This is a genomic window from Citrobacter portucalensis (assembly GCF_002042885.1).
Taxonomy (GTDB): domain Bacteria; phylum Pseudomonadota; class Gammaproteobacteria; order Enterobacterales; family Enterobacteriaceae; genus Citrobacter; species Citrobacter portucalensis.
The window spans coordinates 1-23,218 of record NZ_MVFY01000008.1 but is presented as its reverse complement, the minus strand read 5'-3'; the positions used below and the strand labels follow the sequence as shown (position 1 = coordinate 23,218).

Genomic DNA, 23,218 nt, shown 5'->3' with positions numbered 1-23,218 from the left:
CTTCTCCCACAGGAATGTTTTTCTTTTAGGAAAGTTTTCAGGTCACGCAACATGTCATCATTAAATATAAAGCAAGATAACGTTTCGGAATTTACTGGGTATCCTCAGCCAACGGCAAACGAAAATGAAATCGATTTAGTGAATCTAATCGAAATCTTATGGCGTGCAAGAACGAAAATTATAGCGACCGTTTTCGCCTTTGCTTGTGTGGGTATTCTGGTCTCTTTTCTGCTGCCACAAAAATGGACCAGTCAGGCCGTCGTGACGCCGGCGGAAGCGGTTCAATGGCAGGGATTAGAGAATACGTTGACCAAATTGCGCGTGCTGGATATGGATATTAGCGTTAGCCGTGATGATGTGTTTAACCTGTTTATCAAAAAATTCCAGTCGCCTTCATTGTTAGAAGAGTATCTGCGCTCTTCACCTTACGTGATGGCGCAACTGAAGGGCGCTGATATCGACGAAATGGAGTTGCATCAGGCAATTGTCAGGCTTAGTGAGAAAATGAAAGCGGTTGATACTAACCAGGGTAAGAAGAACGAAACTTCGCTGTATACCGCATGGACGTTGAGCTTTACCGCGCCTCAGGCCGAAGAAGCCCAGTCAGTGCTGAAGGGATATATCCAGTATATTTCTGCCCTTGTGGTGAAAGAAACGCTGGAAGATATTCGCAATAAATTGTCCATCAAAACCAGTTATGAAAAAGAAAGACTGGAGATGGATCGCGTCAGGCTCAAAAACCAGTTGGAAGCAAATATCCAGCGACTGAACTACTCGCTGGAGATCGCCAATGCCGCCGGGATTAAAAAGCCGGTCTACAGTAATGGCCAGGCCGTGAAGGATGACCCCGATTTCTCTATTTCACTGGGTGCTGACGGCATCGAACGTAAATTAGAAATAGAAAAATCAGTAACGGATGTTGCTGAAATTAACGGTGAATTACGTAATCGCCAGTATCACGTAGAGCAACTGTTAGCGATGAATGTGGGTGACGTAACATTTACGCCGTTTAAATATCAACTTTCACCTTCGCTGCCGGTGAAAAAAGACGGTCCGGCTAAATCAATGATCGTTATTCTGGCCGCATTACTGGGGGGAATGGTGGCGTGTGGTGGCGTTCTGCTGAACTATGCCATGGTGTCACGTAAGCAAAAAATGACGTTTATTGATCAGCAACTGGTGTGATGAATTGTCGTATGGCGGCAAGCTGGCCGCCATACTGTAACGCGTGTTATTTGTTGCGTCCAAGCGGCACCACTAACGGCGTTCCGGCAACCGGATCGTCGATAATCATACAGCGCAGTCCATAGATTTTTTCAATAAGCTGCGCGGTGACGATCTCCTTCGGTGCACCCTCGGCAATAATTTTTCCGTCACGCAGCGCGATCAGATGCGTTGCATAGCGACAGGCCTGATTCAGGTCGTGCAAAACGGCGGCCAGCGTATAACCTTTTTCCCGGTTTAGCTCACTCAGCAGTTCCAGCAGATCGATCTGATGACTGATATCCAGCCAGGTGGTGGGTTCATCGAGCAGCATAATCGACGTTTCCTGCGCCAGCACCATCGCAATCCATGCACGCTGACGTTGTCCGCCGGAAAGGGTATCCACACTTTGTGATGCCAGGTGGGTGATACCCGTCGCCTGCATGGCGTTTGAGACCGCAATTTCATCCTCTTGCCGCCAGCGGGTAAACAGCGGCTGGTGTGGGTAGCGTCCGCGAGCAACCAGCTCCTGTACCGTAATATCTCCCGGCGTGGTGGCGTTTTGCGCCAGCAAACCTATTCTGCGGGCGACTTCTTTGCTGGCATAGTGCTGAATATGCTCGCCATCGAGCCAGACCTTGCCGTGCGCGGGCGTCATCAGACGACTCAGCGTGCGCAGTAGCGTTGATTTCCCGCAGCCGTTTGGCCCGATAATCGCGGTGAAATGGCCGTCGGGAATCGATACATTGAGGTTTTCCGCCACGGTAAACTTGCCATAACCCAGCGTTAACTGGTCGCCACGCAAACGGGCTACTGATTCGATCATTTTTTGCGGGACTCCTGAATTAACAAGACGATAAGATAAATACCGCCGAGGCTTACGGTGACAACGCCCACCGGAAGCTGATAAGGCATAAACAGCTGTTGGGCGCATAAATCCGCCATCAGCAACAGCAACGCGCCGCACAGCGCCGACAGGGTTAATCCCCAGCGCGATGTACCGCTTATACGTCGCGCGATATGCGGCGCGACAAGAGCAATAAACGAGATAGGACCGGCCAGCGCGGTGGCGGCAGCGGTCAGTACCACCGCAACCAGCATCATCATCAGACGTGAGCGCTCAACCCTGACGCCAAGCGCACAGGCGCTGTCATCACCCATTTCCAGTAAACGCATCCGGCGTACCAGCAGCGCGGCGCACACCAGCATGATGATAATCAGCGGGGCAGAAGGCCAGGTTTTGGCCCAGGTCAGGCCATTGAGCGATCCGGCGTTCCACAGCCCGGCCGTCAGCGCGGTTTCTAATGATGCTTTCAGCAGTAGCCAGGTGTTGAACGCCACCAGCATGGCGCGAATGCCGATACCGATAATAATAAGCCGGAAGGTGTCGATCCCATTGCGCCAGGCGAGCGCCCAGACCACCAGAGAAGTCAGAATCCCACCCAGCATGGCCGCCAGCGCGATAGCGGTGAGATGCTGTCCGAACAGCACCATTGCCACCAGCACACCGCTCCAGGCTCCGGTATTGAAACCCATCACATCCGGGCTGCCCAGCGGGTTGCGCATCAGCGACTGAAATATTGCGCCGCTCACGCCGAGAGCCGCGCCAATCAATAGCGCCATGAGCACGCGTGGCAAGCGCCATTCGGTCACCACCAGCGTAATACTGCGCGGCGCATCGCCGAGCAGGGCGGCAATAATTTGCTGGGTTTCCAGCGTAACAACGCCGCTACGCAGGCTCCACAAACCAATGACGAGACAACCTGCAACCAGCAGCAGGCTGCTGATTATCAGGCGGCGGGAGAGGTGCATCATGCGCCACCCCCGCGCGATTTACGGCGTACCAGAAAGATAAGCACCGGTGCACCGATAAAAGCACTGACTACCGACACGCGCAGCTCGCCGGGGACAATCAGGCGACCGATTATATCGGCAATCAGTAACAGAGTAGGCGTTGCCAGTAGGGTTACGGGCAGTGACCAGCGGTGATCCGCCCCCACCAGCCAGCGCGCCATGTGCGGCATCATTAGGCCAATAAAGGCGATAGGACCAACAATCGCGGTCGCACTGCCGCACAGTACGGTAATAACCAGCAGGCCAATAAATTGCGTGCGAGCGACTTTACTGCCAAGCGCGGTAGCTGTGTCGCTGCCGAGACTCAGGCTATTCAGAGCGCGACTGAGAAACAGTGCGACAGCCGCGGCAATCAGTACCGGTACCAGCACAACTTTCAGCGTTTGCAGGCTGCGGATATCCAGTGAGCCGGCTTGCCAGAAACGCAGCTGATCGTAAACGTCCGGGTTGAGCAGGGCGATGCCGGTGGATAATCCTTCCAGCACCGCGCCCAGCGCGACGCCCGCCAGGGTCAGACGTACCGGGCTTAACTGCCCGCCGCCCTGACTACCGGTAAAAGCTACGATCAGAGATGCAGCCAGCGCACCGCAAAAGGCCATCAGCAGCTGTTCTTGCGCAGAGGAAAAGCCGAACAGCGCGGCCCCCAGCACAATAGCGAAGCTGGCGCCGGAGTTGACACCCAGAATGCCGGGATCGGCGAGAGGGTTACGCGTGAGCGTTTGCATTAGTGCGCCAGCCAGGCCCAGCGCACCACCGGCGAGCAGCCCCGCCAGCGTGCGCGGCAAGCGCGCGTCCAGCACGATGGTGCAATCAGCACTTTGACAACTGCCGGTGAGCGCATCCAGCACCACGGAGGCAGGTAGCGACTTGGCGCCAATAACCAGACTTAATACCGTGGTGAGAACAAGTAATAACAATAGTCCGGGCACGGCGAAGGCGCGTGTCGCGGAAACAGAGCATGACATATCAACTTCCCTGATAATGATAGTAATTATCGTTATCGATCTTATTTGGATATGTTAGCATGTGCAGCCATCGAATGGATATTGAAAAAGTACCTGGTAAGGCTCTGTAATGAATCGACAATCCTGGCTGCTCAATCTCAGCCTGTTAAAGACCCACCCAGCATTTCGCGCTGTCTTCCTCGCCCGTTTTATTTCCATTGTCTCTCTGGGGCTACTCGGCGTGGCGGTTCCGGTACAAATCCAGATGATGACCCAGTCGACCTGGCAGGTGGGTTTGTCGGTGACGTTGACCGGTAGCGCAATGTTTATTGGCCTGATGGTGGGCGGAGTGCTGGCCGACCGCTATGAGCGTAAAAAAGTGATCCTGCTGGCGCGTGGAACCTGTGGTATTGGCTTTATTGGCCTGTGTCTGAATGCGCTGCTGCCCGAACCGTCGTTGCTGGCGATTTATCTGCTTGGCTTATGGGACGGTTTCTTTGCCTCGCTGGGCGTGACCGCTTTGCTGGCAGCGACGCCAGCGCTGGTTGGGCGCGAGAATTTGATGCAGGCCGGGGCGATTACCATGCTGACGGTGCGTCTGGGATCGGTAATTTCACCGATGCTTGGCGGGGGGCTGCTCGCGACTGGCGGCGTGGCCTGGAACTACGGACTGGCGGCGGCGGGAACCTTCATTACCTTACTACCGTTGCTGAGCCTTCCTGCGTTGCCGCCTCCGCCGCAGCCGCGCGAGCATCCGCTGAAATCGCTGCTGGCAGCATTTCGCTTTCTGCTTGCCAGCCCGCTGATTGGCGGCATTGCGCTGCTCGGTGGTCTGTTAACCATGGCGAGCGCCGTGCGTGTGCTGTATCCGGCGTTGGCTATTAACTGGCACATGTCGAGTGCGCAAATTGGCCTGCTGTATGCGGCTATTCCGCTGGGGGCAGCCGTGGGCGCATTGACCAGCGGACAACTGGCGCACAGCGTTCGCCCGGGACTGATTATGCTGGCATCGACCGTGGCTTCATTTCTGGCTATCGGCCTGTTTGGCTTGATGCCCGTCTGGCAGCTTGGTGTGGTTTGTCTGGCGCTGTTTGGCTGGTTGAGCGCGGTCAGCTCTTTGTTGCAGTACACCCTGTTACAGACGCAGACGCCGGAAGCGATGCTCGGGCGAATTAACGGTTTGTGGACGGCGCAAAACGTCACCGGCGATGCGATTGGCGCGGCGTTGTTAGGTGGTCTGGGCGCGATGATGACGCCGGTTGCTTCGGCAAGCGTGAGTGGATTTGGGCTGGTGATTGTCGGTCTGTTACTGCTGCTGCTGTTGGGAGAAGTGCGCCGATTCCGGCAGGTCCCCGTGAATGTCTGATCGCGTTGTGCTCTACGGTTGTAGGCCGGATAAGGCGTTAGCCGCATCCGGCGCTGAACATTAAAACAGAGCCGACAGACGTTGCAGCAGCAGCGTGGCGCTGTAGTAGTCGAGACGGAAGGTTTCCGTACCCAGGGCGTAAACGCGTTTATTCTGCACGGCTGGCAGATGCGCCAGAAGCGGATTGGCGTAAATAGCGTCGGCATCTTTGCTGTCGCCAGCAAACAGGAACAGCGCTTCGCCGTTCAGGCCTGCTGCCAGGTTCTCACCGCCAAGCTGGATGATATCGTGGCGTTTGCCCTGACTCTGGCTGGTGTGCAAGTTGGCAGGCAGCGTTGCCAGCGTGAACCCTAACTGCTCCATCAGCTTGCCTTGCGCTGACTCAGGCGTCCACAGGTTGGCGCTGTGCGCCGCGGCGGTATATACCAGCGCGCTGACCGGCTGTGGTGGCAGGGTAATATGTTGCTTAACCGCCTGAAGTTGCTTATCAAACTCGGCAATTCGCGCAGCTGCCTGTTGCTCCTGACCGGTAATTTCACCTAACTGGGTCAGCAGCGACTGCCAGCTTTTATCGTCGTAATTAATGATGAGCGTTGGCGCAATGGTGGACAGCTGATCGTATAGCGCGAGGGCAGAATCTCCCCCAGTAGCGCTTACCAGAATCAGATCTGGCATTTGAGCTGCGACGGCTTCGGCGCTCGGTTCGCCGATATACAGGCGGCTCAGTTTGCGTTCTTTTGCTACTTCGCTCCACTGACGTAAAAAGCCCTGCGCATCGCCGATGCGATTGTTCGGCGTAGTGGCACCGCTGGCAATGACCGGGGCATCAATCGCCAGCAGCGAGCCGGTGAGGGTGACGCTGGTGGAGACAATTCGCTGTGGCTTATGCTCCAGCGTATGCGTGCCGCGACTGTCAGTAACCTGACGCGGCCAGTCGGCGGCGTGACCTGAAGAAATTCCTGAAAGAGATAAACCTGCCAGTAAGAGCACGGTGCGGCAAAAAGAGGGGAGACTCACGAATCGGCTTCCTGTTATCAGTATAAGTAATGCTTCTCATTTTCATTGTTAGCGAGCAAGGATGCAAGCCAAAGTCGCACATTGTGCTACCACAAGAGTTGACATACCGTCGCTTTACTTTTAGGTTAGCGACCAAAAATATAAATGATAATCATTATTAGAGCCTTTATCATTTTTGGAGGATGATATGGATACGTCACTGGCCGAGGAAAAAACGCAGACTATGCCGACGCTCGCTCCCGACAGTTTTTTCTTTATGTCGCCGTACCGTAGTTTTACGACGTCAGGATGCTTCGCCCGCTATGCGGAACCGGCAATTGATGGCGATTCGCCAGACAGCCCTTTCCAACAGAAAATGAACGCACTGTTTGCTGATGCCAAATCGCAGGGCATCGTGAACCCTGTCATGGTCGGGGCGATTCCCTTTGATACCCGCCAGCCATCATCGCTGTTTATTCCCCAATCATGGCAGAGCTTCTCTCGTACGGCGAAGCAGCAATCATCACGTTACTTTACCGCGCATCAGTCGCTGAACGTCGTTGAACGTAAATCGATCCCGGAACAGGACTTTTTTGAAGATATGGTCGCCCGGGCGGCTGCGCTGACGTCCACTCCGGAAGTCGACAAAGTGGTGTTGTCACGCCTGATCGATATCACCGCCGATGCCAACATTGACAGCGGTGCGCTGCTGGAGCGTCTGGTGGCGCAAAATCCAGCGAGCTACAACTTCCATGTACCGATTGAAGACGGCGGCGTATTGATTGGTGCCAGTCCGGAACTGCTACTGCGCAAAGAAGGCGATCGTTTCAGTTCTCTGCCGCTGGCGGGCTCTGCACGTCGCCAGCCTGATGATGTGCTGGATCGCGAAGCAGGGATCCGCCTGCTGGCGTCTGAGAAGGACCGCCATGAGCACGAACTTGTGACGCAGGCGATGAAAATGGTATTGCGCGATCGCAGCCGTGAATTGCAACTGCCTTCTTCTCCGCAGCTGGTTACCACGCCGACGCTCTGGCACCTCGGCACGCCGTTTGAAGGTAAAGCCAACCCGCAGGAAAACGCCCTGACGCTGGCGTGCCTGCTGCATCCTACGCCTGCGCTGAGCGGCTTCCCACATCAGGTTGCGCGCAAGCTTATTGCCGAGCTGGAGCCGTTCGATCGCGAATTGTTCGGCGGCATTGTCGGCTGGTGTGATGCCGAAGGTAACGGTGAGTGGGTGGTGACGATCCGCTGTGCGAAGCTGCTGCGCAATCAGGTGCGTTTTTTTGCCGGAGCAGGAATTGTTCCAGCCTCTTCCCCGGTTGCGGAATGGCGTGAAACGGGGGCCAAGCTCTCCACGATGTTGAATGTTTTTGGACTGCATTAAGAGCCTTGTGGACTGGCTTTAAGGAGCAATAATGAGTATTCCTTTCACCCGCTGGCCGGAAGAGTTTGCCCGCAGGTATCGTGAAAAAGGTTACTGGCAGGATTTGCCGCTGACCGACATTCTGACCCGTCACGCCGACAGCGACCATACGGCGATTATTGATGGTGAATTCCATCTGAGCTATCGCCAGCTGAATCAGGCCGCTGACAACCTTGCCTGCAGTTTGCGTCGCCAGGGGATCAAACCCGGCGAAACCGCGCTGGTACAACTGGGCAATGTGGCTGAGCTGTATATCACCTTCTTTGCGCTGCTCAAGCTGGGCGTAGCTCCAGTGCTGGCGCTGTTCAGCCATCAGCGTAACGAACTCAACGCCTATGCCAAACAGATTGAGCCGGCACTGCTGATTGCCGATCGCCAGCATACGCTGTTTAGCGGCGACGATTTTCTTAACGCTTTTGTAGCCGAACACAATTCAGTGCGCGTGGTGCAACTGCGTAATGATGAGGGTGAACACAATCTGCAAACGGCGATAAACCAGCCTGCGACAGATTTTTCCGCCACGCCATCGCCTGCTGATGAGGTGGCGTACTTCCAGCTTTCTGGCGGGACGACCGGGACGCCAAAACTGATTCCTCGCACTCATAACGATTACTACTACAGCGTGCGTCGCAGCAATGAGATTTGCCGCTTCACCGGGGAAACGCGTTATCTGTGCGCGATCCCGGCGGCGCATAACTACGCCATGAGTTCGCCAGGCGCGCTGGGCGTATTCCTGGCCGGCGGCACTGTGGTGCTGGCGGCTGACCCGAGTGCCACTCTGTGTTTCCCGTTGATTGAACAGCATCAGGTTAACGTCACGGCGCTGGTGCCGCCTGCGGTGAGCCTGTGGTTGCAGGCGATTGCGGAGTGGGGCAGTAATGCGCAACTGGCTTCGCTGAAACTGCTTCAGGTCGGTGGTGCGAGACTTTCCGCCACGCTTGCGGCACGTATTCCAGCCGAGATTGGCTGCCAGTTGCAGCAGGTCTTCGGCATGGCGGAAGGGCTGGTGAACTATACCCGTCTGGACGACAGTCCTGAGCGCATCATCAATACCCAAGGTCGCCCGATGTGTCCCGATGATGAAGTCTGGGTAGCAGACGCTGACGGCAACCCTTTAGCCCAGGGAGAGACCGGACGCCTGATGACGCGTGGTCCGTACACCTTCCGCGGTTATTTCAAAAGTCCTGAGCATAATGCCAGCGCCTTTGACGCCGACGGCTTTTACTGTTCCGGCGATCTGATCGCTATCGATCCGGATGGTTACATCACCGTTCAGGGGCGTGAAAAGGATCAGATCAATCGCGGCGGGGAGAAGATCGCCGCTGAAGAGATTGAAAACCTGCTACTGCGCCATCCAATGGTGATCCATGCCGCGCTGGTCAGTATGGATGACGAACTGATGGGTGAGAAAAGCTGTGCCTGGCTGGTGGTGAAAGAGCCGCTGCGCGCGGTGCAGGTGCGCCGTTTTCTACGCGAACAGGGCATAGCGGAATTCAAATTACCCGATCGTGTTGAGTGCGTTGAGTCATTACCGCTGACTCCAGTGGGGAAGGTAGATAAAAAACAATTACGTCAGTGGCTGGCATCACGTTCACTGGCCTGAAGGAGAAATAGAAATGGCAATTCCTAAACTGCAGGCTTATGCGCTACCAACGGCGCTCGATGTTCCGGTGAACAAAGTCGACTGGGCATTTGACCCTGAACGCGCCGCGCTGCTGATCCACGACATGCAGGATTATTTTATCGGCTTTTGGGGCGATAACTGCCCGATGATGGAGCAGGTCGTCGCGAACATCGCCGCGCTGCGCCAGTACTGCAAAGAGCATAACATTCCGGTGTATTACACCGCTCAGCCGAAAGAACAGAGTGATGAAGACCGCGCTCTGCTCAATGATATGTGGGGACCGGGCCTGACGCGTTCCCCGGAACAACAAAAGATCGTTGAGGCGCTGGCGCCGGATGAAGCGGATACCATTCTGGTGAAATGGCGTTATAGCGCATTTCATCGTTCCCCGCTGGAACAGATGCTCAAGGAAACCGGGCGTAATCAACTGATCATTACCGGGGTGTATGCGCATATCGGCTGTATGACCACCGCAACGGACGCCTTCATGCGTGACATCAAGCCGTTTATGGTTGCCGATGCGCTGGCGGACTTTAGCCGTGACGAACACCTGATGTCGCTGAAATACGTGGCGGGACGTTCCGGGCGTGTGGTAATGACCCAGGAATTATTGCCGACACCGGTCCCGACCAGTAAAGATGCGTTGCGCAGCGTTATTCTGCCGTTGCTGGATGAGTCTGAAGAGCCGATGGATGACGAAAACCTGATCGACTACGGGCTGGATTCCGTGCGCATGATGGCGCTGGCGGCGCGCTGGCGTAAGGTTCATGGTGACATTGATTTCGTGATGCTGGCGAAAAAACCGACCATTGACGCATGGTGGGCGCTGCTCTCCCGCGAGGTGAAGTAATGGCTGGATTTGATTTTGCCGGGAAAACCGTCTGGGTAACCGGCGCGGGTAAAGGGATTGGCTACACCACGGCGTTGGCATTTGCGGAGGCTGGTGCTGAGGTGACAGGATTCGATCGCGAATTTCCTCAGGATAACTACCCGTTTGCGACCGAAGTGCTGGATGTGGCGAATGCCGGACAGGTAGCTGAAGTGTGCCAGCGCGTCCTCAAAGCGCGCGAGCGTTTAGATGTGTTGGTCAATGCCGCAGGTATTTTGCGTATGGGGGCCACCGATGCGCTGAGCGCTGAGGAGTGGCAGCAGACGTTTGCGGTTAACGTTGGTGGGGCGTTCAATCTGTTTCAGCAGACGATGGCGCAGTTTCGTCGCCAGCAGGGCGGGGCGATCGTGACCGTCGCGTCGGATGCGGCGCACACGCCGCGTATCGGCATGAGTGCTTACGGCGCGTCAAAGGCCGCGTTGAAAAGCCTGGCGCTGACCGTCGGACTTGAACTGGCGGGCAGCGGTGTGCGCTGTAATGTGGTGTCGCCAGGCTCGACCGACACCGATATGCAGCGCACGCTGTGGGTTAGCGATGACGCGGAGCAACAGCGCATTCGTGGATTTGGCGAGCAGTTTAAACTCGGGATTCCGCTGGGGAAAATCGCCCGGCCGCAAGAGATCACCAACACTATTTTATTCCTCGCTTCCGATCTGGCCAGCCACATTACGTTACAGGATATCGTGGTGGACGGCGGTTCCACGCTGGGGGCATGACGATGATCTGGAAGCGTCATTTAACGCTGGATGAACTCAATGCCACCAGTCAGAACACGATGGTGGCGCATTTAGGCATGGTCTATACCCGGCTGGGTGATGATGTGCTGGAAGCCGAAATGCCGGTGGATAGCCGCACGCATCAGCCATTTGGCCTTCTGCACGGCGGCGCATCCGCGGCCCTGGCGGAAACGCTGGGTTCAATGGCGGGTTATCTGATGACCCGCGACGGGCAGTGCGTGGTGGGGACGGAACTCAACGCCACGCATCATCGGGCGGTATCGCAAGGGAAAGTGCGCGGTGTCTGCCAGCCGCTGCACCTCGGGCGTCAGAGCCAAAGCTGGGAAATCGTTATCTTTGATGAACAGGGACGACGCTGTTGCACCTGTCGTTTAGGCACTGCAGTGATGGGGTGAAGATAAGCGCGTCGTTTAGACGCGCTTCGTGACACCAGTTACCAGCTATAGCGCAGATTAAAACTCCCGTTGAGATCGCGGTAGTCGTTATTACCTTTCTGACCCGCCGCCTGGACGCTGACGTTCCACTGGCTATTGAGATTCGCCTGAATTCCCACTTTTAGCTCGCTGCGATCGGCAGGAAGATCCTGTTTTACCGTTGCGTTATCAAATGATACGGCCAGATCGTCGGTGGAGTGTAGCCAGTTAATCTCTGCGAATGGCCGGACGGTTGCATCGACGAATGAAAGCTGGCTATCAATTCGCAGACCAAGACGTGTGGTCCAGCTATCGCCATTTTGCCCGTCTATGCGTGTACCATTTGTCTCAACGCTATCTGCCTCGTAGCGTTGCCAGATAACCTGCGCCTGTGGCGTCAGGCTTACTGTGTTAGCGCTGCTCATATTCATGTCGTAGCGATAACCGCTTTCCAGCGAAATCGCGTGAGCCAGGGAGTCGTAATGCGTTGAACCGGCATTGCCATTCTCGACGCTGTTATTGTAGAAGCCATACTGATACCACGTATCAACATACCAGCCGCGATGTTGCCGGGCATCAGAGAACCAGGTGGCATACGCGCCAAGATTGTAACCGTCGATATCGCCTGTGGCTGTAAACTGACTGCCATCCGCGCCACGATTTCCGGTGCTGTCGGTACTGCCGTCAAGGTAACTGGCCATCAGGCCAAACGTGATGCTTTGTTGTTCATCGCGCCAGATAGCAATATCGCTGCCAAGCTGAAACTGGGTGTAATCGCTGTCCATGTCGATATTGCCATTTACAGCCGATGTGTCCGTTTTTCCGCCTTTCATTCGCGCCCAGACGCTTCCTTCGGCCGAGCGGTACTGGCTCCCTTCACGATCGAACAGCGTTTGCATCTGCAGGCTACGCGCCAGCCACTGGTTGCCCAGATAAGCGCCGATGTCGGCGCGATATTGTGGATTCGATGGGATTACGTCGCTGCCGCTGTCGTCAGGGTCGACAGGTGTCACGTCGCTGCCGCCGTCATCAGGATCAACCGGTGTCACGTCGCTGCCGCCATCGTCAGGATCAACTGGCGTCACGTCGCTACCGCCATCGTCAGGATCAACTGGCGTCACGTCGCTGCCGCCGTCATCAGGATCAACTGGTGTCACGTCGCTGTCGTCAGGATCGATCGGAGTGACGTCATCATCCGGGTCGTCGGGTGTTTCTGCTTTGGAACGCAAATACCAGCTTTCGTTATCTTCATACAGACGATACTCATACAGGCCGATTTGAATCTGATTGCCAAGAGAAAATGCGTCATCCGATGATATCCCTCCGACGTCGACAATCTCGATACCTTGATCGGTATATGCACCCACGCCATCCACATTATTGATGTAGAGCGTGGTGCTGCCGTTAACATTACCCGAGACAATGAGCTGGTCGGTTGGTGAATTATCATCGCCTAAACTGGCGTTAAGTGAGAGCTGACCGCCGTTGCCCGTGTAGTCGCCGTTGATGATTAACGCATTCCCGGGAGTCGTGCTACTGCTGCGGATTACACCTTGATTGGTTACGTTACCATTAACGATAAACTGGCTATCTGGCGTTGTACGATCACCAAAGCTTAGCAGGCCGATGTTGTTCACAGCACCGTTGATTACCCCGTTACCGCCGAGAGTGGCTCCAGCTTCAACATCGATGCTCTGCTTGCTCCCTTCAGAGCCAATAGCGCCAGAACTAGTCAACCACAGCGTTCCCTGCTGAATGTCTGTGATTCCGCTCCAGGTATTCTTTGCGGTAAGGGTGAGCGTGCCGTCTCCTTTTTTGGTCAGACTTTTACCGTCCCATCCCGTGGTGGCGTTGGGTGAGGTATCTGCAAGCAACCCATTGACGGTAAATGTCTGGCCCGCGTTCAGGGTGAACGTACCGTGTGCAGGCGTAGAGACCGCGGCGGAGTCTCCGGCGTACCAACTGAGCCCCACGCCCAATTCATATTGGGTATTATCAAGGGCATTAACTTGACCAGAAATCGCGATATAGTCGGGCAGGGTATCCGGATCGGTTGAGATCGAAGCGAAATCGCTCACGATTGCGGAGTTGGCATCAATTAGCGTAACCGTGTCGATGTCTGCCAGTTGATTGTCTGAGGTCAGCGCGTTGAGATCCAGCGCATTACCCGAATTGCTGATGTGTAGATCGCCGCCAGGATTAACCTGTCCGCCGGTAATTAGCGGGTTAGCGGACTGACTGGCCAGCGCCGCGGCGCTTAAATCGACGCTGAGAATACTGCTTTCTTTCAGCGTGACCTCATCAGCATGCACAGTGCTGTAAGTTCCGGCTGTGTGGTCTGCCGCCAGCTCAAGGGTTCCTGCGTTGGTCAGCGTCGTGAGCGTGGAATCATCGGTAACCCGCCACTGGCTCTGCTCGGCAAGGTTAAGATTGAGGATTGAATCAATACCCTGGTCGTTGAAGCTTTCATTAACCGAGGTTGCCCCAGCGAAATAAGAATCCGCGTCCATATTGAGGTTGATATATCCCCAGCCGCTGTTAACGATGTCGCCGGTTATGGTCATTTTTCCTGAGCCACTTACCGTCCCGCCAGGTAGAACATACCCGCCCGAGGAAACTTTCGGATTCCAGATGGCAACGCCGCCGTCGGCGATAATGGTGGTATCGCCCGTCAGATTCACGATACCGCCTTCTTGCACCACCACGCCGTAACCACTGCCGTTAGCGCCGGTCATATCAATGGTCAGATTCTCACCATTGATGATGCCTGCATGGGTAAAATCCCCATCGCCGATGGCCCAAAGACCGTAAGGATTTTTACCGCTCATGATGATATCCGTATTGGATATATTGATCGTCGCGCCACTGTATTGGGCTGATGCGCCATAGCCGTTAACCGCGTAGATAGTGTTTCGCTGCTCTGCGGAACCGTTGAAATTTATGGTTGTCGGTGCGCTGTAAGGGGTGTTGGCCACAATACCGTTGGTCGTGTGGCCTGTGGAATTTCTTCCATCAATGCTGCTGCCTTCACCAATGTTGGCGACGGCGGCATGCATGCTGCTCATTAGTGTAAGAGCGGTGGACTGCGCGGTCGTGACGGTCAGATTTCTGGCATTGAATTCACTGTATCCTCGGCCGGTCAGGTAAATTGTTGATGCAGTCCCGTTTGCGCTAATGGCGCTGTCTGACCCTAAATCAACCACGCCGCCTTCTATTCGAAGCCCTTCCGTCTTCTGGCCGGTGACGTCAATGGTGAGGTGGTTGGCCTTTACTGTTCCGATGGCATCATCTTTACTGGTTGCCGAATAATCCTCAACAATCATCCCGTATCCTTCGGAGAAACCGTGCACGGTGATGGTGGAATCATTGCCAAAATCCACGCTGCCGCTGATGTCCGCGCCTGTACCGTTTGCGCGCTCGTTAGAGGTTGTGGAAAGGGTGATATCAAGGTTATCTGCCGTAAAATAACTTTGTGAACCAGAAACAAGTCCATATGCCGTACCTCCAGGCGTTGAGAGCGTAATTGCGCTGTTCTTGCCCAGATTAATTTGGCTGTATTGCCCCTCCTGGATACCATAAATCGTGGTGCCTGTTCCTGTCTCTGATACGGTGAAATCAATGTTCAGCCCGTTCGCGTTAACCTGGGTGTTTTTTCCAAGATAGAGCGCGCTGCCGCCGGCTGTGCCGCTGGTTAATTCTATGCGGCTGTCATCCCCAAAATTGAGCGTGGTACCATTTGCCCAGTATGTGTCGATACCTACAGCCTTACCGGTTGCATCGGTGTTAACCTGGATTAATCCAGCGTTCATGGTTAACGTATTATTGTCGTCATAGAAATAGACACCCGTCGCATTACCATTTTGGGATTCGGTGATAATTTTACTCTTGTTGCCGAAGTTCAGCGTGGTGTTTTCTGTATGAACGTTAATTCCGTAAGCATCTTTTTTACTGATGGTGTTAATTGATATATTCTCGGCGTCTATATTTGTGCCTGGACTGGTGTTGTTAATATAAAGACCTGTGGTTGATGCTGCTTTCGCCGTTCCTGTGTCTGTAACGTTAATCTGTGTACCGGTACCTAAATTATTATTGGCGCTGTTATCAAGTTTTACCCCAATAGAACCACTATCACCGGTAACGTTAATGGTGGTTTTACCATTAATCTGTACGCCTTGCCCCCCTGAGGACAGACTTTCGATACCCGTGGTTCCATCGACAGATGTCACGGTATCGCCATCATTTAAGTTGATGGTTTCACCGCTAAGCGGGCCGTAGTCGCTGGCATGAACGCAGTTTGCCATTAATCCAACTGCCGATAACACCAGGCCTGCGACGGTTGCGCGAACCCGTTGATCGCCCTGCGAGAGTTCTGACGTCACCACAAACATATTTCTCGCGATATTCCAGACGATGCGATAGCATTTATTCATAATTTATATCCTTATACGGCCATCCTGAACAACCTGGCGCTGAAAATTCTGCTGAATTAATTTTATTTTTTTATGTGGGGTATTTTGTCATTAAAACTGGTGCTGCAGGTATATTCTTTGTTTTGAAATTGGTGATTAAGGTGAAATAAAGCACTTACTGCATACAAAATCAGGATGGTCTGAATCTCTAAGAGCCATAACCGTTAAGCTGAGAAAGTTAGGTTAATATTGTTAATTAATATCCTTATTAATAATAAAAATATTAAGTGGCACGCTCAGCATCATGCTGAGAGGAGAATTGGATAAAACATAGAGGTGTTGGCACATACTGCGCAATTTTTTCAGTTGTCTCTGCGTTGATAGTGATCAAGTTAACAATACAATGTAAAAAATCAGTGATATATCTGCTTTGCATGGTTGTCAGGTTGTTAAATTCAGAAAAGATGTTATAGAAACAAAATGTAACATCTCTCTGGATCGGACAACGGATAACAACTATGAACAAATCAGGGAAGTACCTCGTCTGGACAGTGCTCTCCGTTATGGGAGCATTTGCCCTCGGCTATATCGCATTAAATCGTGGTGAACAGATCAACGCGTTGTGGATAGTCGTGGCGTCGGTCTGTGTCTACCTTATCGCTTACCGTTTCTACGGCCTGTACATCGCGAAAAATGTACTGGCGCTTGACCCGACGCGTATGACGCCAGCCGTGCGCCATAACGACGGTCTGGATTATGTTCCCACCGATAAAAAAGTGCTGTTTGGTCACCATTTTGCGGCAATTGCCGGAGCGGGTCCGTTAGTTGGACCGGTGCTGGCGGCGCAAATGGGCTATCTGCCGGGGATGATCTGGCTTCTCGCCGGGGTGGTACTGGCGGGTGCGGTGCAGGACTTCATGGTGCTGTTTGTTTCTACCCGTCGCGATGGTCGTTCCCTTGGCGAACTGGTGAAAGAAGAGATGGGCCCAACGGCGGGCGTTATTGCGCTGGTGGCCTGTTTTATGATCATGGTGATTATTCTCGCGGTACTGGCGATGATCGTCGTGAAAGCGCTGACCCACAGTCCGTGGGGAACCTACACCGTGGCGTTCACCATCCCGCTGGCGATCTTCATGGGGATTTATCTGCGCTATCTGCGCCCGGGCCGCATTGGCGAAGTGTCGGTCATCGGTCTGGTGTTCCTGGTGTTTGCCATTATTTCCGGCGGCTGGGTGGCTGAAAGCCCGACCTGGGCACCGTACTTTGACTTTACCGGCGTACAGCTGACGTGGATGCTGGTGGGCTACGGTTTTGTTGCCGCCGTCCTGCCGGTGTGGCTGCTGCTGGCCCCGCGTGATTACCTCTCTACCTTCCTGAAAATCGGCACCATCGTTGGTCTGGCGGTAGGGATTCTGATCATGCGTCCGACGCTGACCATGCCAGCGCTGACCAAGTTTGTTGACGGTACTGGCCCGGTCTGGACCGGTAACTTGTTCCCGTTCCTGTTTATTACCATTGCCTGTGGTGCGGTTTCTGGCTTCCATGCGCTGATCTCCTCCGGAACCACGCCGAAGATGCTGGCGAATGAAGGGCAGGCCTGCTTTATCGGCTACGGCGGAATGCTGATGGAATCCTTTGTCGCCATTATGGCGCTGGTTTCCGCGTGCATCATCGATCCGGGCGTGTACTTTGCGATGAACAGCCCGATGGCGGTGCTGGCTCCTGCGGGCACGGTTGACGTAGTGGCTTCTGCGGCGCAGGTAGTCAGCAGTTGGGGCTTTGCCATTACGCCAGACACCCTGCATCAAATCGCCAATGAAGTGGGTGAGCAATCCATCATCTCCCGCGCAGGTGGTGCGCCGACGCTGGCCGTCGGGATGGCGTACATTCTGCATGGCGCACTGGGCGGCATGATGGATGTGGCGTTCTGGTATCACTTCGCCATTCTGTTTGAAGCATTGTTTATTCTGACGGCGGTAGATGCCGGTACACGCGCCGCGCGCTTTATGCTGCAGGACTTGCTGGGCGTGGTATCACCGAGCCTGAAACGTACCGATTCGCTGCCTGCAAACCTGCTGGCTACAGCGCTGTGCGTGCTGGCCTGGGGTTACTTCTTACACCAGGGCGTGGTGGATCCTCTGGGTGGTATTAATACCCTGTGGCCGCTGTTTGGTATCGCTAACCAGATGCTGGCCGGTATGGCGTTGATGCTCTGTGCTGTGGTGCTGTTCAAGATGAAACGCCAGCGCTACGCGTGGGTGGCACTGGTCCCAACCGCCTGGCTGCTGATTTGTACCCTGACCGCTGGCTGGCAGAAAGCGTTTAGCCCGGATGCGAAAATCGGCTTCCTGGCTATCGCCAACAAGTTCCAGGCGATGATCGACAGCGGTAACATTCCGGCGCAGTACACCCAGTCGCAGCTGACGCAACTGGTGTTTAACAACCGCCTGGATGCGGGTCTCACCATCTTCTTCATGGTCGTCGTTGTGGTGCTGGGTCTGTTCTCCATCAAAACTGCGCTGGCAGCATTGAAAGAGGACAAACCAACTTCGAAAGAGACACCGTACGAGCCGATGCCTGAGAATGTCGAAGAGATCGTGGCGCAGGCGAAAGGCGCGCACTAATATTCTCTTAACCAACCAGCCCTCTCCTGAACGGGGAGGGCGTTTGTACGACAGGGAAACACTATGTTTGAAACACTCGCCAAAGCCGGGAAGTATTTAGGTCAAACCGCCCGATTAATGATAGGTATGCCGGATTACGACAACTATGTTGAACATATGCGCGTCACGCATCCGGACCAGACGCCAATGACCTATGAAGAATTTTTCCGTGAGCGCCAGGATGCACGATATGGCGGGAAAGGTGGCGCGAAGTGCTGTTGATTTTTTGCCGGATGGCGCTGACGCTTATCCGGCCTACAACATCGTATTGGCGTAATTTGCGTCGTAGGCCTGATAAGGCGAAGCCGTCATCAGGCAACCCGCACCATAATCACACCGTAAACGACTCTACCTTTTCGAATGCTGCGCGCAGTGTCTCCGGCGTTAACGTTACCGGCAGGGCGTGAATGGACTCCACCGTGCGCAGAGTGTGCGCAATCACTTTGTCGATTTCGGCGCGGTTATTGATGTCCACTTCCAGTTGAGCTAATCGGGTTGGCAGGTTGAATCGCTGATAAGCGGTAATTAACTGCGCCAGCACGTCATCTTGTCCCAGCAGCGCGCTCTGCACCAGGATGCCGTACGCCACTTTGGTGCCGTGTAAAAACTTCTCGGTTTGTGGGAGGACGGTCAGGCCATTGTGAACAGAATGCGCCGCCGCCACGCGTGTGTAGCGCTCACCCAGACCACCAACCATGCCGCCTCCGGCAATAATCGCATCCACCACATCGCAAAACGTGCGGCTTAGCGTGCCTTGTTGTTTGTCTGCCAGCGCCTGCTCGCTGCTTTCCAGCAGGACGTCGCGGATGGTCTGCGCGGCTTGAATACCCAGACGTACTGTCAATGGCAGTGTTTCCGGCTGAGGTGCGAGCACGACGGCTTCATACCACTTTGCCAGCGTGTCGCCGATCCCCGCCAGTAAGTATTCTTCTGGCGCATTGAGAACGATCCCGGGTTCGACCAGCACGAGGAAGTTCGCGTCAGCGAAAATTTCGAAATGTAGTGCCTGGCCCGCATCGTTATACCAGACAGAGAGCGGCGTCCAGGCAGCGCAGGTCGCCGCGATAGTAGGAATACCGACAAACGGCAGATCCAGACGACGGGCCAACGCTTTAGCGGTGTCGAGCAATGTACCGCCACCCACGCCAATCACCACACTGCGATCCTCTCCCGACTCTTTTGCCAGTTGGGCAACATCGGTTTCGCTGCAATGTCCCGTAAACAGCAGGCGTTTAGCCTCGGCAAGATGAAAAGCCTCTGGCAGGTAAGGGCGGGCCGCTTCGATGGCGTGTTCACCATAAACCCACACGGCGCGTGAAAGTTGGTCGGCAGTGAAAAAATCGTTCAGTCTCGACAGGCTGCCAGGATGGGAAAAATAGTTGGCTGGGCCGGTGACGACGCGAATTTCGGTATTACTCATGTTGTGTTGTCCTTTTGGCTGTCCTGTCCAGGCAGGTTATTTTTATATAGACGTCTGAACGTCTTGATTGCCAAATACTAGCATCGTGCTATAGTGGCTTCAACCACAACATCTCACGCTGGGATAACAATAATGAGTAATAACCCGCTGATTCCGCAAAGCAAACTGCCTAATCTGGGCACCACTATCTTCACGCAAATGAGTGCGCTGGCGCAGCAGCATCAGGCCATTAACCTCTCGCAGGGGTTTCCTGATTTTGACGGTCCACTCTTTTTGCAAGAGCGTCTGGCGTATCACGTCGCGCATGGCGCAAACCAGTATGCGCCGATGACCGGCGTGCAGCCGCTGCGCGAAGCCATCGCGGATAAAACGGCAGACCTGTACGGCTATAAACCTGACGCGAATAGTGAGGTGACTATCACGGCGGGGGCAACGGAAGCATTGTATGCCGCGATCACTGCGCTGGTGCGCCCTGGTGATGAGGTGATTTGTTTTGACCCGAGCTACGACAGCTATGCGCCTGCGGTTGAATTATCCGGCGGTGTGGTTAAACGTATCGCCCTGCAACCACCGTCTTTTCGCGTCGACTGGCAGGCGTTTGGTGCCTTACTCAGCGACCGTACCCGATTGGTTATCCTGAACACGCCACATAATCCTTCTGCCACCGTGTGGCATCACGCCGATTTTGACGCGCTGTGGCAGGCGATTAAAGAACGCGAGATCTTTATCATCAGCGACGAAGTTTATGAGCATATCTGTTTCGCCAAACAGGGGCATGCCAGCGTGCTGGCACATTCAGAGCTGCGGGAACGCGCTGTTGCCGTTTCATCGTTTGGTAAGACCTACCATATGACCGGCTGGAAGGTCGGATACTGCGTTGCGCCAGCCGCCATTAGCGCTGAGCTACGAAAAGTGCACCAGTATCTGACGTTTTCCGTCAACACGCCGGCTCAGCTCGCACTGGCGGATATGCTACGAGAAGATCCGGCACACTATCGCGAACTGCCCGCGTTTTATCAGAAAAAACGCGACGTGTTAGTGAACGCGCTGCGTGACAGCCGATTGGAAATTCTGCCGTGTGAAGGCACATACTTTTTACTGGTCGACTACAGCGCCGTTTCCTCGCTTAACGACGTGGAGTTTTGCCAGTGGCTGACCACTGAAGTGGGCGTTGCGGCAATTCCGCTGTCGGTGTTCTGCGCCGATCCTTTCCCGCATAAACTGATTCGCCTCTGTTTTGCCAAGCAAGAATCGACGCTGTTAGCGGCAGCCGAGCGTCTGGTTTCGTTATAGCTATTTCACAGTCCAGGCTTTGGAGAATCGACGGTCAGCAAACAACGCTTGCAGGCCGTTGATTTGCTTCAGGCGTAACACCTCGTCGCTGTCCATACCAAGATCCTTGCCAATTCTTTCTTCACTCCATCCCAGTTGCGATAGCTCGCGGACAATCTCGGACATGGCGTGGATTTGATGACGCCCGCGGGCGCGGTTGTGGCGAATGGTTGCCGCCATACGCTCATGGCGTTCGCGTTCTAAACAGGCAACCGGCAGATATCCTTTCAGCCTGGGCCTCAGTGAGGCTTTGGCTTTACCTAACTCGTGGCGGTGGAAACCGTCGACAATTTCGTACTCTTCAGCCGTTGAGTGAACCACTACAATGGGCTGCGTAAACCCGTCAGCTTCGAGGGACTTCAGCAGCAGCTTTTTCTCCGGTGGCGCAACGTTATTGGGGTTGTAGTCATTGGGTGAAATATGATCATTTTTAACCCAAAGTACGCAATCTACGGGCTCCTCGCGAAAGGGACTGACGCTGTGTATTGCCTTTCTGAATTCATTTATGGCTTCAATTCTTTCTGGTTCTGATAAACCAGAAAGAAAGCTGAGGAGTTCCTGAGTTAATCGTTGTTGCATAAGAGTCCCCATTCCTGGCGTTTTGTTTTCATGCGCTCATTGTAGCGTTGATAGTTTTTGGGTTTCGTTGGACTAAATGAGAGAGCCCGGCACCAATAGTCGTTATTCAGCAGGACCTTACAGATACGCCGCCATGACGGAATATCCACTGAACCAATATCTCTTTCCTGGGTTTGTGGGATAATCTCCATGCCTTTTTTCTTATACCACTGTAAATAGACGGCGATTTTATTGCGGTAATGTTCGGCGGTCGTTTCCGGCATACTCTTCAATAACAGCATGGCGTATTCCTGCCAGCTTAAATGTTCGGGTTTTAATATTTTGCGGTGACCGTAAAAATGGTTGTCCTGACCAGCATATATCCCGCCACTTTTTACCCCGCTGACGCGGGAGCACATCATTGCCCAGCGTTCAGGCTCAATAACATGGTAAAGCCACAGTCCCTGGCGTTGTTCAGGCCCAAAGGGTTCGCAGATACGCATGTATCGCGTGGGAACTCCCGCCTGATACATCAGGTTGTACAGGGGATTACACGGGAGCGTTGACTTCGCAAACCACGTCCAGATGTCAGCAGTTTTCCAGTCATAAATCGGATAAATATACCAGGTATGCCCGCCGGGGGCGCTGGTGGTCCAGGGTTTGTCATCGGCAAAACGCTGTTTTTTCGAGTTCGCAATGGCGACGAAACGATTATATGACTCATCGGCGCGTATCCCGACCATCATGGCGGCCGGTCGTTTCTGCGAAAACCATTCAGCGAACTCACGAACAAATTGCTCGAAAGTCATACCGGGTTGGTAGAAAGAGAAAAACTCGGGATCGGTAATGGCATCTGCAGGCGGTTGGCGAACCCATTGAGTACCCGGCTCCCAGCATTGCCATTCAGGCTGAAATTGTGACAGTGAATTTTGCGTCGTCAGCGGCAATGCAACCCAATAAAATTCTTCGATGACATCGGAATAATTCTCGCGTAGCGCCTGGACATAGTCGATCGTGCAGGAAAACTGAGCCTCCCAGTCGATAAATAAGACGTTTATTTTTTTCTGTAACTGGCGGGCAATGGCGGCGGTCAGATGCAACATCAACCCCGAATCTTTACCTCCAGAGAAAGAAACGCAGACACGCGGTAGAGTTTCAAGCGTCCAGGTAATGCGTTCCTGTGCTGCTTGCAGAACATTTTTATCCAACGGTATTTTATAAACAGACATATCAAATCCATATCGAATTTTTATTATTTGCAGCCATAATAAATGTCCGTAATAGGATAAGCTTTTTCTTGCAGCATGCAATATTTAAATATATTCATTATCTGCATGCTATTTTGTTATTGTATATTTTATATGAATTATAATGTGCTTTTAATCAT

At 54.0% G+C, this 23,218-nt stretch carries 18 protein-coding genes; 10 read left to right on the top strand and 8 right to left on the bottom strand.

Annotated elements, in window-relative coordinates:
* Nucleotides 1-51: 51 nt before the first annotated feature.
* Nucleotides 52-1,185 (top strand): LPS O-antigen length regulator Wzz(fepE), encoded by a 1,134-nt coding sequence (wzz(fepE), locus tag BZK40_RS13350; protein WP_079934795.1) that lies wholly within the window; start codon nucleotides 52-54, stop codon nucleotides 1,183-1,185.
* 46 nt (nucleotides 1,186-1,231) lie between these two features.
* On the opposite strand, the gene fepC is transcribed toward wzz(fepE), so the two are convergent.
* From fepC to fepD, 3 genes are read right to left on the bottom strand one after another with little or no spacing between them, the layout of a single operon-like run.
* Nucleotides 1,232-2,029, bottom strand: coding sequence for an iron-enterobactin ABC transporter ATP-binding protein (gene fepC, locus BZK40_RS13345; RefSeq protein WP_032941813.1), 798 nt, complete (start codon nucleotides 2,027-2,029; stop codon nucleotides 1,232-1,234).
* The gene (gene fepG / locus BZK40_RS13340; protein WP_079934794.1) at nucleotides 2,026-3,018 is read right to left on the bottom strand and encodes an iron-enterobactin ABC transporter permease; all 993 of its coding nucleotides are present in this window, start codon (nucleotides 3,016-3,018) and stop codon (nucleotides 2,026-2,028) included. Before fepG ends, fepC begins: the two co-directional genes overlap by 4 nt.
* On the bottom strand, nucleotides 3,015-4,022 hold the full coding sequence (fepD, locus tag BZK40_RS13335; protein ID WP_032942654.1) for a Fe(3+)-siderophore ABC transporter permease: 1,008 nt from the start codon (nucleotides 4,020-4,022) through the stop codon (nucleotides 3,015-3,017). Before fepD ends, fepG begins: the two co-directional genes overlap by 4 nt.
* A gap of 109 nt (nucleotides 4,023-4,131) precedes the next feature.
* Between fepD and entS the strand changes: the two genes are divergently transcribed.
* The gene (entS, locus tag BZK40_RS13330; RefSeq protein ID WP_079934793.1) at nucleotides 4,132-5,367 is read left to right on the top strand and encodes an enterobactin transporter EntS; all 1,236 of its coding nucleotides are present in this window, start codon (nucleotides 4,132-4,134) and stop codon (nucleotides 5,365-5,367) included.
* 60 nt (nucleotides 5,368-5,427) lie between these two features.
* On the opposite strand, the gene fepB is transcribed toward entS, so the two are convergent.
* Entirely contained in the window at nucleotides 5,428-6,384 is a 957-nt protein-coding gene (gene fepB, locus BZK40_RS13325; RefSeq protein WP_079934792.1) for a Fe2+-enterobactin ABC transporter substrate-binding protein, read from the bottom strand.
* Nucleotides 6,385-6,571: 187 nt separating this feature from the next.
* Between fepB and entC the strand changes: the two genes are divergently transcribed.
* Genes entC through entH form a run of 5 tightly spaced genes read left to right on the top strand, consistent with a single transcriptional unit; the run spans nucleotide 6,572 to nucleotide 11,431 of the window.
* Nucleotides 6,572-7,747 carry an isochorismate synthase EntC gene (entC, locus tag BZK40_RS13320; protein ID WP_079934791.1) on the top strand — a complete coding sequence of 392 codons (1,176 nt, stop codon included), beginning with the start codon at nucleotides 6,572-6,574 and terminating at the stop codon, nucleotides 7,745-7,747.
* Between the two features lie 31 nt (nucleotides 7,748-7,778).
* Nucleotides 7,779-9,389, top strand: coding sequence for a (2,3-dihydroxybenzoyl)adenylate synthase EntE (gene entE, locus BZK40_RS13315; protein ID WP_079934790.1), 1,611 nt, complete (start codon nucleotides 7,779-7,781; stop codon nucleotides 9,387-9,389).
* Nucleotides 9,390-9,402: 13 nt separating this feature from the next.
* A complete protein-coding gene (locus tag BZK40_RS13310) occupies nucleotides 9,403-10,260 on the top strand; it encodes an isochorismatase (RefSeq protein ID WP_003831197.1) in 858 nt (285 codons plus the stop codon).
* On the top strand, nucleotides 10,260-11,015 hold the full coding sequence (gene entA / locus BZK40_RS13305) for a 2,3-dihydro-2,3-dihydroxybenzoate dehydrogenase EntA (protein ID WP_032942661.1): 756 nt from the start codon (nucleotides 10,260-10,262) through the stop codon (nucleotides 11,013-11,015). Before BZK40_RS13310 ends, entA begins: the two co-directional genes overlap by 1 nt.
* A gap of 2 nt (nucleotides 11,016-11,017) precedes the next feature.
* Nucleotides 11,018-11,431, top strand: a complete 414-nt coding sequence (gene entH / locus BZK40_RS13300) for a proofreading thioesterase EntH (RefSeq protein WP_032944336.1) — start codon at nucleotides 11,018-11,020, stop codon at nucleotides 11,429-11,431.
* A 38-nt stretch (nucleotides 11,432-11,469) separates the two neighbouring features.
* Here entH and BZK40_RS24940 read toward each other — a convergent pair whose 3' ends face one another.
* Complete coding sequence (locus tag BZK40_RS24940; protein ID WP_079934789.1) at nucleotides 11,470-15,879, bottom strand: autotransporter outer membrane beta-barrel domain-containing protein; 4,410 nt, start codon at nucleotides 15,877-15,879, stop codon at nucleotides 11,470-11,472.
* 497 nt (nucleotides 15,880-16,376) lie between these two features.
* Here BZK40_RS24940 and cstA point away from each other — a divergent pair, with 497 nt between their 5' ends.
* Both cstA and BZK40_RS13285 read left to right on the top strand, forming a co-directional pair.
* A complete protein-coding gene (gene cstA / locus BZK40_RS13290) occupies nucleotides 16,377-18,482 on the top strand; it encodes a pyruvate/proton symporter CstA (protein ID WP_008784063.1) in 2,106 nt (701 codons plus the stop codon).
* Between the two features lie 63 nt (nucleotides 18,483-18,545).
* Entirely contained in the window at nucleotides 18,546-18,743 is a 198-nt protein-coding gene (locus tag BZK40_RS13285) for a YbdD/YjiX family protein (RefSeq protein ID WP_008784064.1), read from the top strand.
* A gap of 109 nt (nucleotides 18,744-18,852) precedes the next feature.
* Here the strand turns inward: BZK40_RS13285 and BZK40_RS13275 are convergent, their stop codons facing one another.
* A complete protein-coding gene (locus tag BZK40_RS13275) occupies nucleotides 18,853-19,941 on the bottom strand; it encodes an oxidoreductase (protein ID WP_079934788.1) in 1,089 nt (362 codons plus the stop codon).
* 132 nt (nucleotides 19,942-20,073) lie between these two features.
* On the opposite strand from BZK40_RS13275, the gene BZK40_RS13270 reads away from it, so the two are divergent.
* A complete protein-coding gene (locus BZK40_RS13270; protein WP_079934787.1) occupies nucleotides 20,074-21,234 on the top strand; it encodes a pyridoxal phosphate-dependent aminotransferase in 1,161 nt (386 codons plus the stop codon).
* Here BZK40_RS13270 and BZK40_RS13265 read toward each other — a convergent pair whose 3' ends face one another.
* Together BZK40_RS13265 and BZK40_RS13260 are read right to left on the bottom strand one after the other, a co-directional pair.
* Nucleotides 21,235-21,852 (bottom strand): IbrB-like domain-containing protein, encoded by a 618-nt coding sequence (locus BZK40_RS13265; RefSeq protein WP_079934786.1) that lies wholly within the window; start codon nucleotides 21,850-21,852, stop codon nucleotides 21,235-21,237.
* Complete coding sequence (locus BZK40_RS13260; protein WP_079934785.1) at nucleotides 21,837-23,060, bottom strand: phosphoadenosine phosphosulfate reductase; 1,224 nt, start codon at nucleotides 23,058-23,060, stop codon at nucleotides 21,837-21,839. Before BZK40_RS13260 ends, BZK40_RS13265 begins: the two co-directional genes overlap by 16 nt.
* Between the last annotated feature and the right edge of the window lie 158 nt (nucleotides 23,061-23,218).

What these genes read in the sequence shown, in the direction of transcription:
- BZK40_RS24940 (WP_079934789.1), bottom strand. Translation starts at nt 15,879, where the DNA reads ATGAATAAATGCTATCGCATCGTCTGGAATATCGCGAGAAATATGTTT.
- BZK40_RS13260 (WP_079934785.1), bottom strand. Translation starts at nt 23,060, where the DNA reads ATGTCTGTTTATAAAATACCGTTGGATAAAAATGTTCTGCAAGCAGCA.
- BZK40_RS13285 (WP_008784064.1), top strand. Translation starts at nt 18,546, where the DNA reads ATGTTTGAAACACTCGCCAAAGCCGGGAAGTATTTAGGTCAAACCGCC.
- entH (WP_032944336.1), top strand. Translation starts at nt 11,018, where the DNA reads ATGATCTGGAAGCGTCATTTAACGCTGGATGAACTCAATGCCACCAGT.
- entA (WP_032942661.1), top strand. Translation starts at nt 10,260, where the DNA reads ATGGCTGGATTTGATTTTGCCGGGAAAACCGTCTGGGTAACCGGCGCG.
- fepG (WP_079934794.1), bottom strand. Translation starts at nt 3,018, where the DNA reads ATGATGCACCTCTCCCGCCGCCTGATAATCAGCAGCCTGCTGCTGGTT.
- cstA (WP_008784063.1), top strand. Translation starts at nt 16,377, where the DNA reads ATGAACAAATCAGGGAAGTACCTCGTCTGGACAGTGCTCTCCGTTATG.
- entE (WP_079934790.1), top strand. Translation starts at nt 7,779, where the DNA reads ATGAGTATTCCTTTCACCCGCTGGCCGGAAGAGTTTGCCCGCAGGTAT.
- fepD (WP_032942654.1), bottom strand. Translation starts at nt 4,022, where the DNA reads ATGTCATGCTCTGTTTCCGCGACACGCGCCTTCGCCGTGCCCGGACTA.
- BZK40_RS13275 (WP_079934788.1), bottom strand. Translation starts at nt 19,941, where the DNA reads ATGAGTAATACCGAAATTCGCGTCGTCACCGGCCCAGCCAACTATTTT.
- entS (WP_079934793.1), top strand. Translation starts at nt 4,132, where the DNA reads ATGAATCGACAATCCTGGCTGCTCAATCTCAGCCTGTTAAAGACCCAC.
- BZK40_RS13270 (WP_079934787.1), top strand. Translation starts at nt 20,074, where the DNA reads ATGAGTAATAACCCGCTGATTCCGCAAAGCAAACTGCCTAATCTGGGC.
- entC (WP_079934791.1), top strand. Translation starts at nt 6,572, where the DNA reads ATGGATACGTCACTGGCCGAGGAAAAAACGCAGACTATGCCGACGCTC.
- fepC (WP_032941813.1), bottom strand. Translation starts at nt 2,029, where the DNA reads ATGATCGAATCAGTAGCCCGTTTGCGTGGCGACCAGTTAACGCTGGGT.
- BZK40_RS13265 (WP_079934786.1), bottom strand. Translation starts at nt 21,852, where the DNA reads ATGCAACAACGATTAACTCAGGAACTCCTCAGCTTTCTTTCTGGTTTA.
- BZK40_RS13310 (WP_003831197.1), top strand. Translation starts at nt 9,403, where the DNA reads ATGGCAATTCCTAAACTGCAGGCTTATGCGCTACCAACGGCGCTCGAT.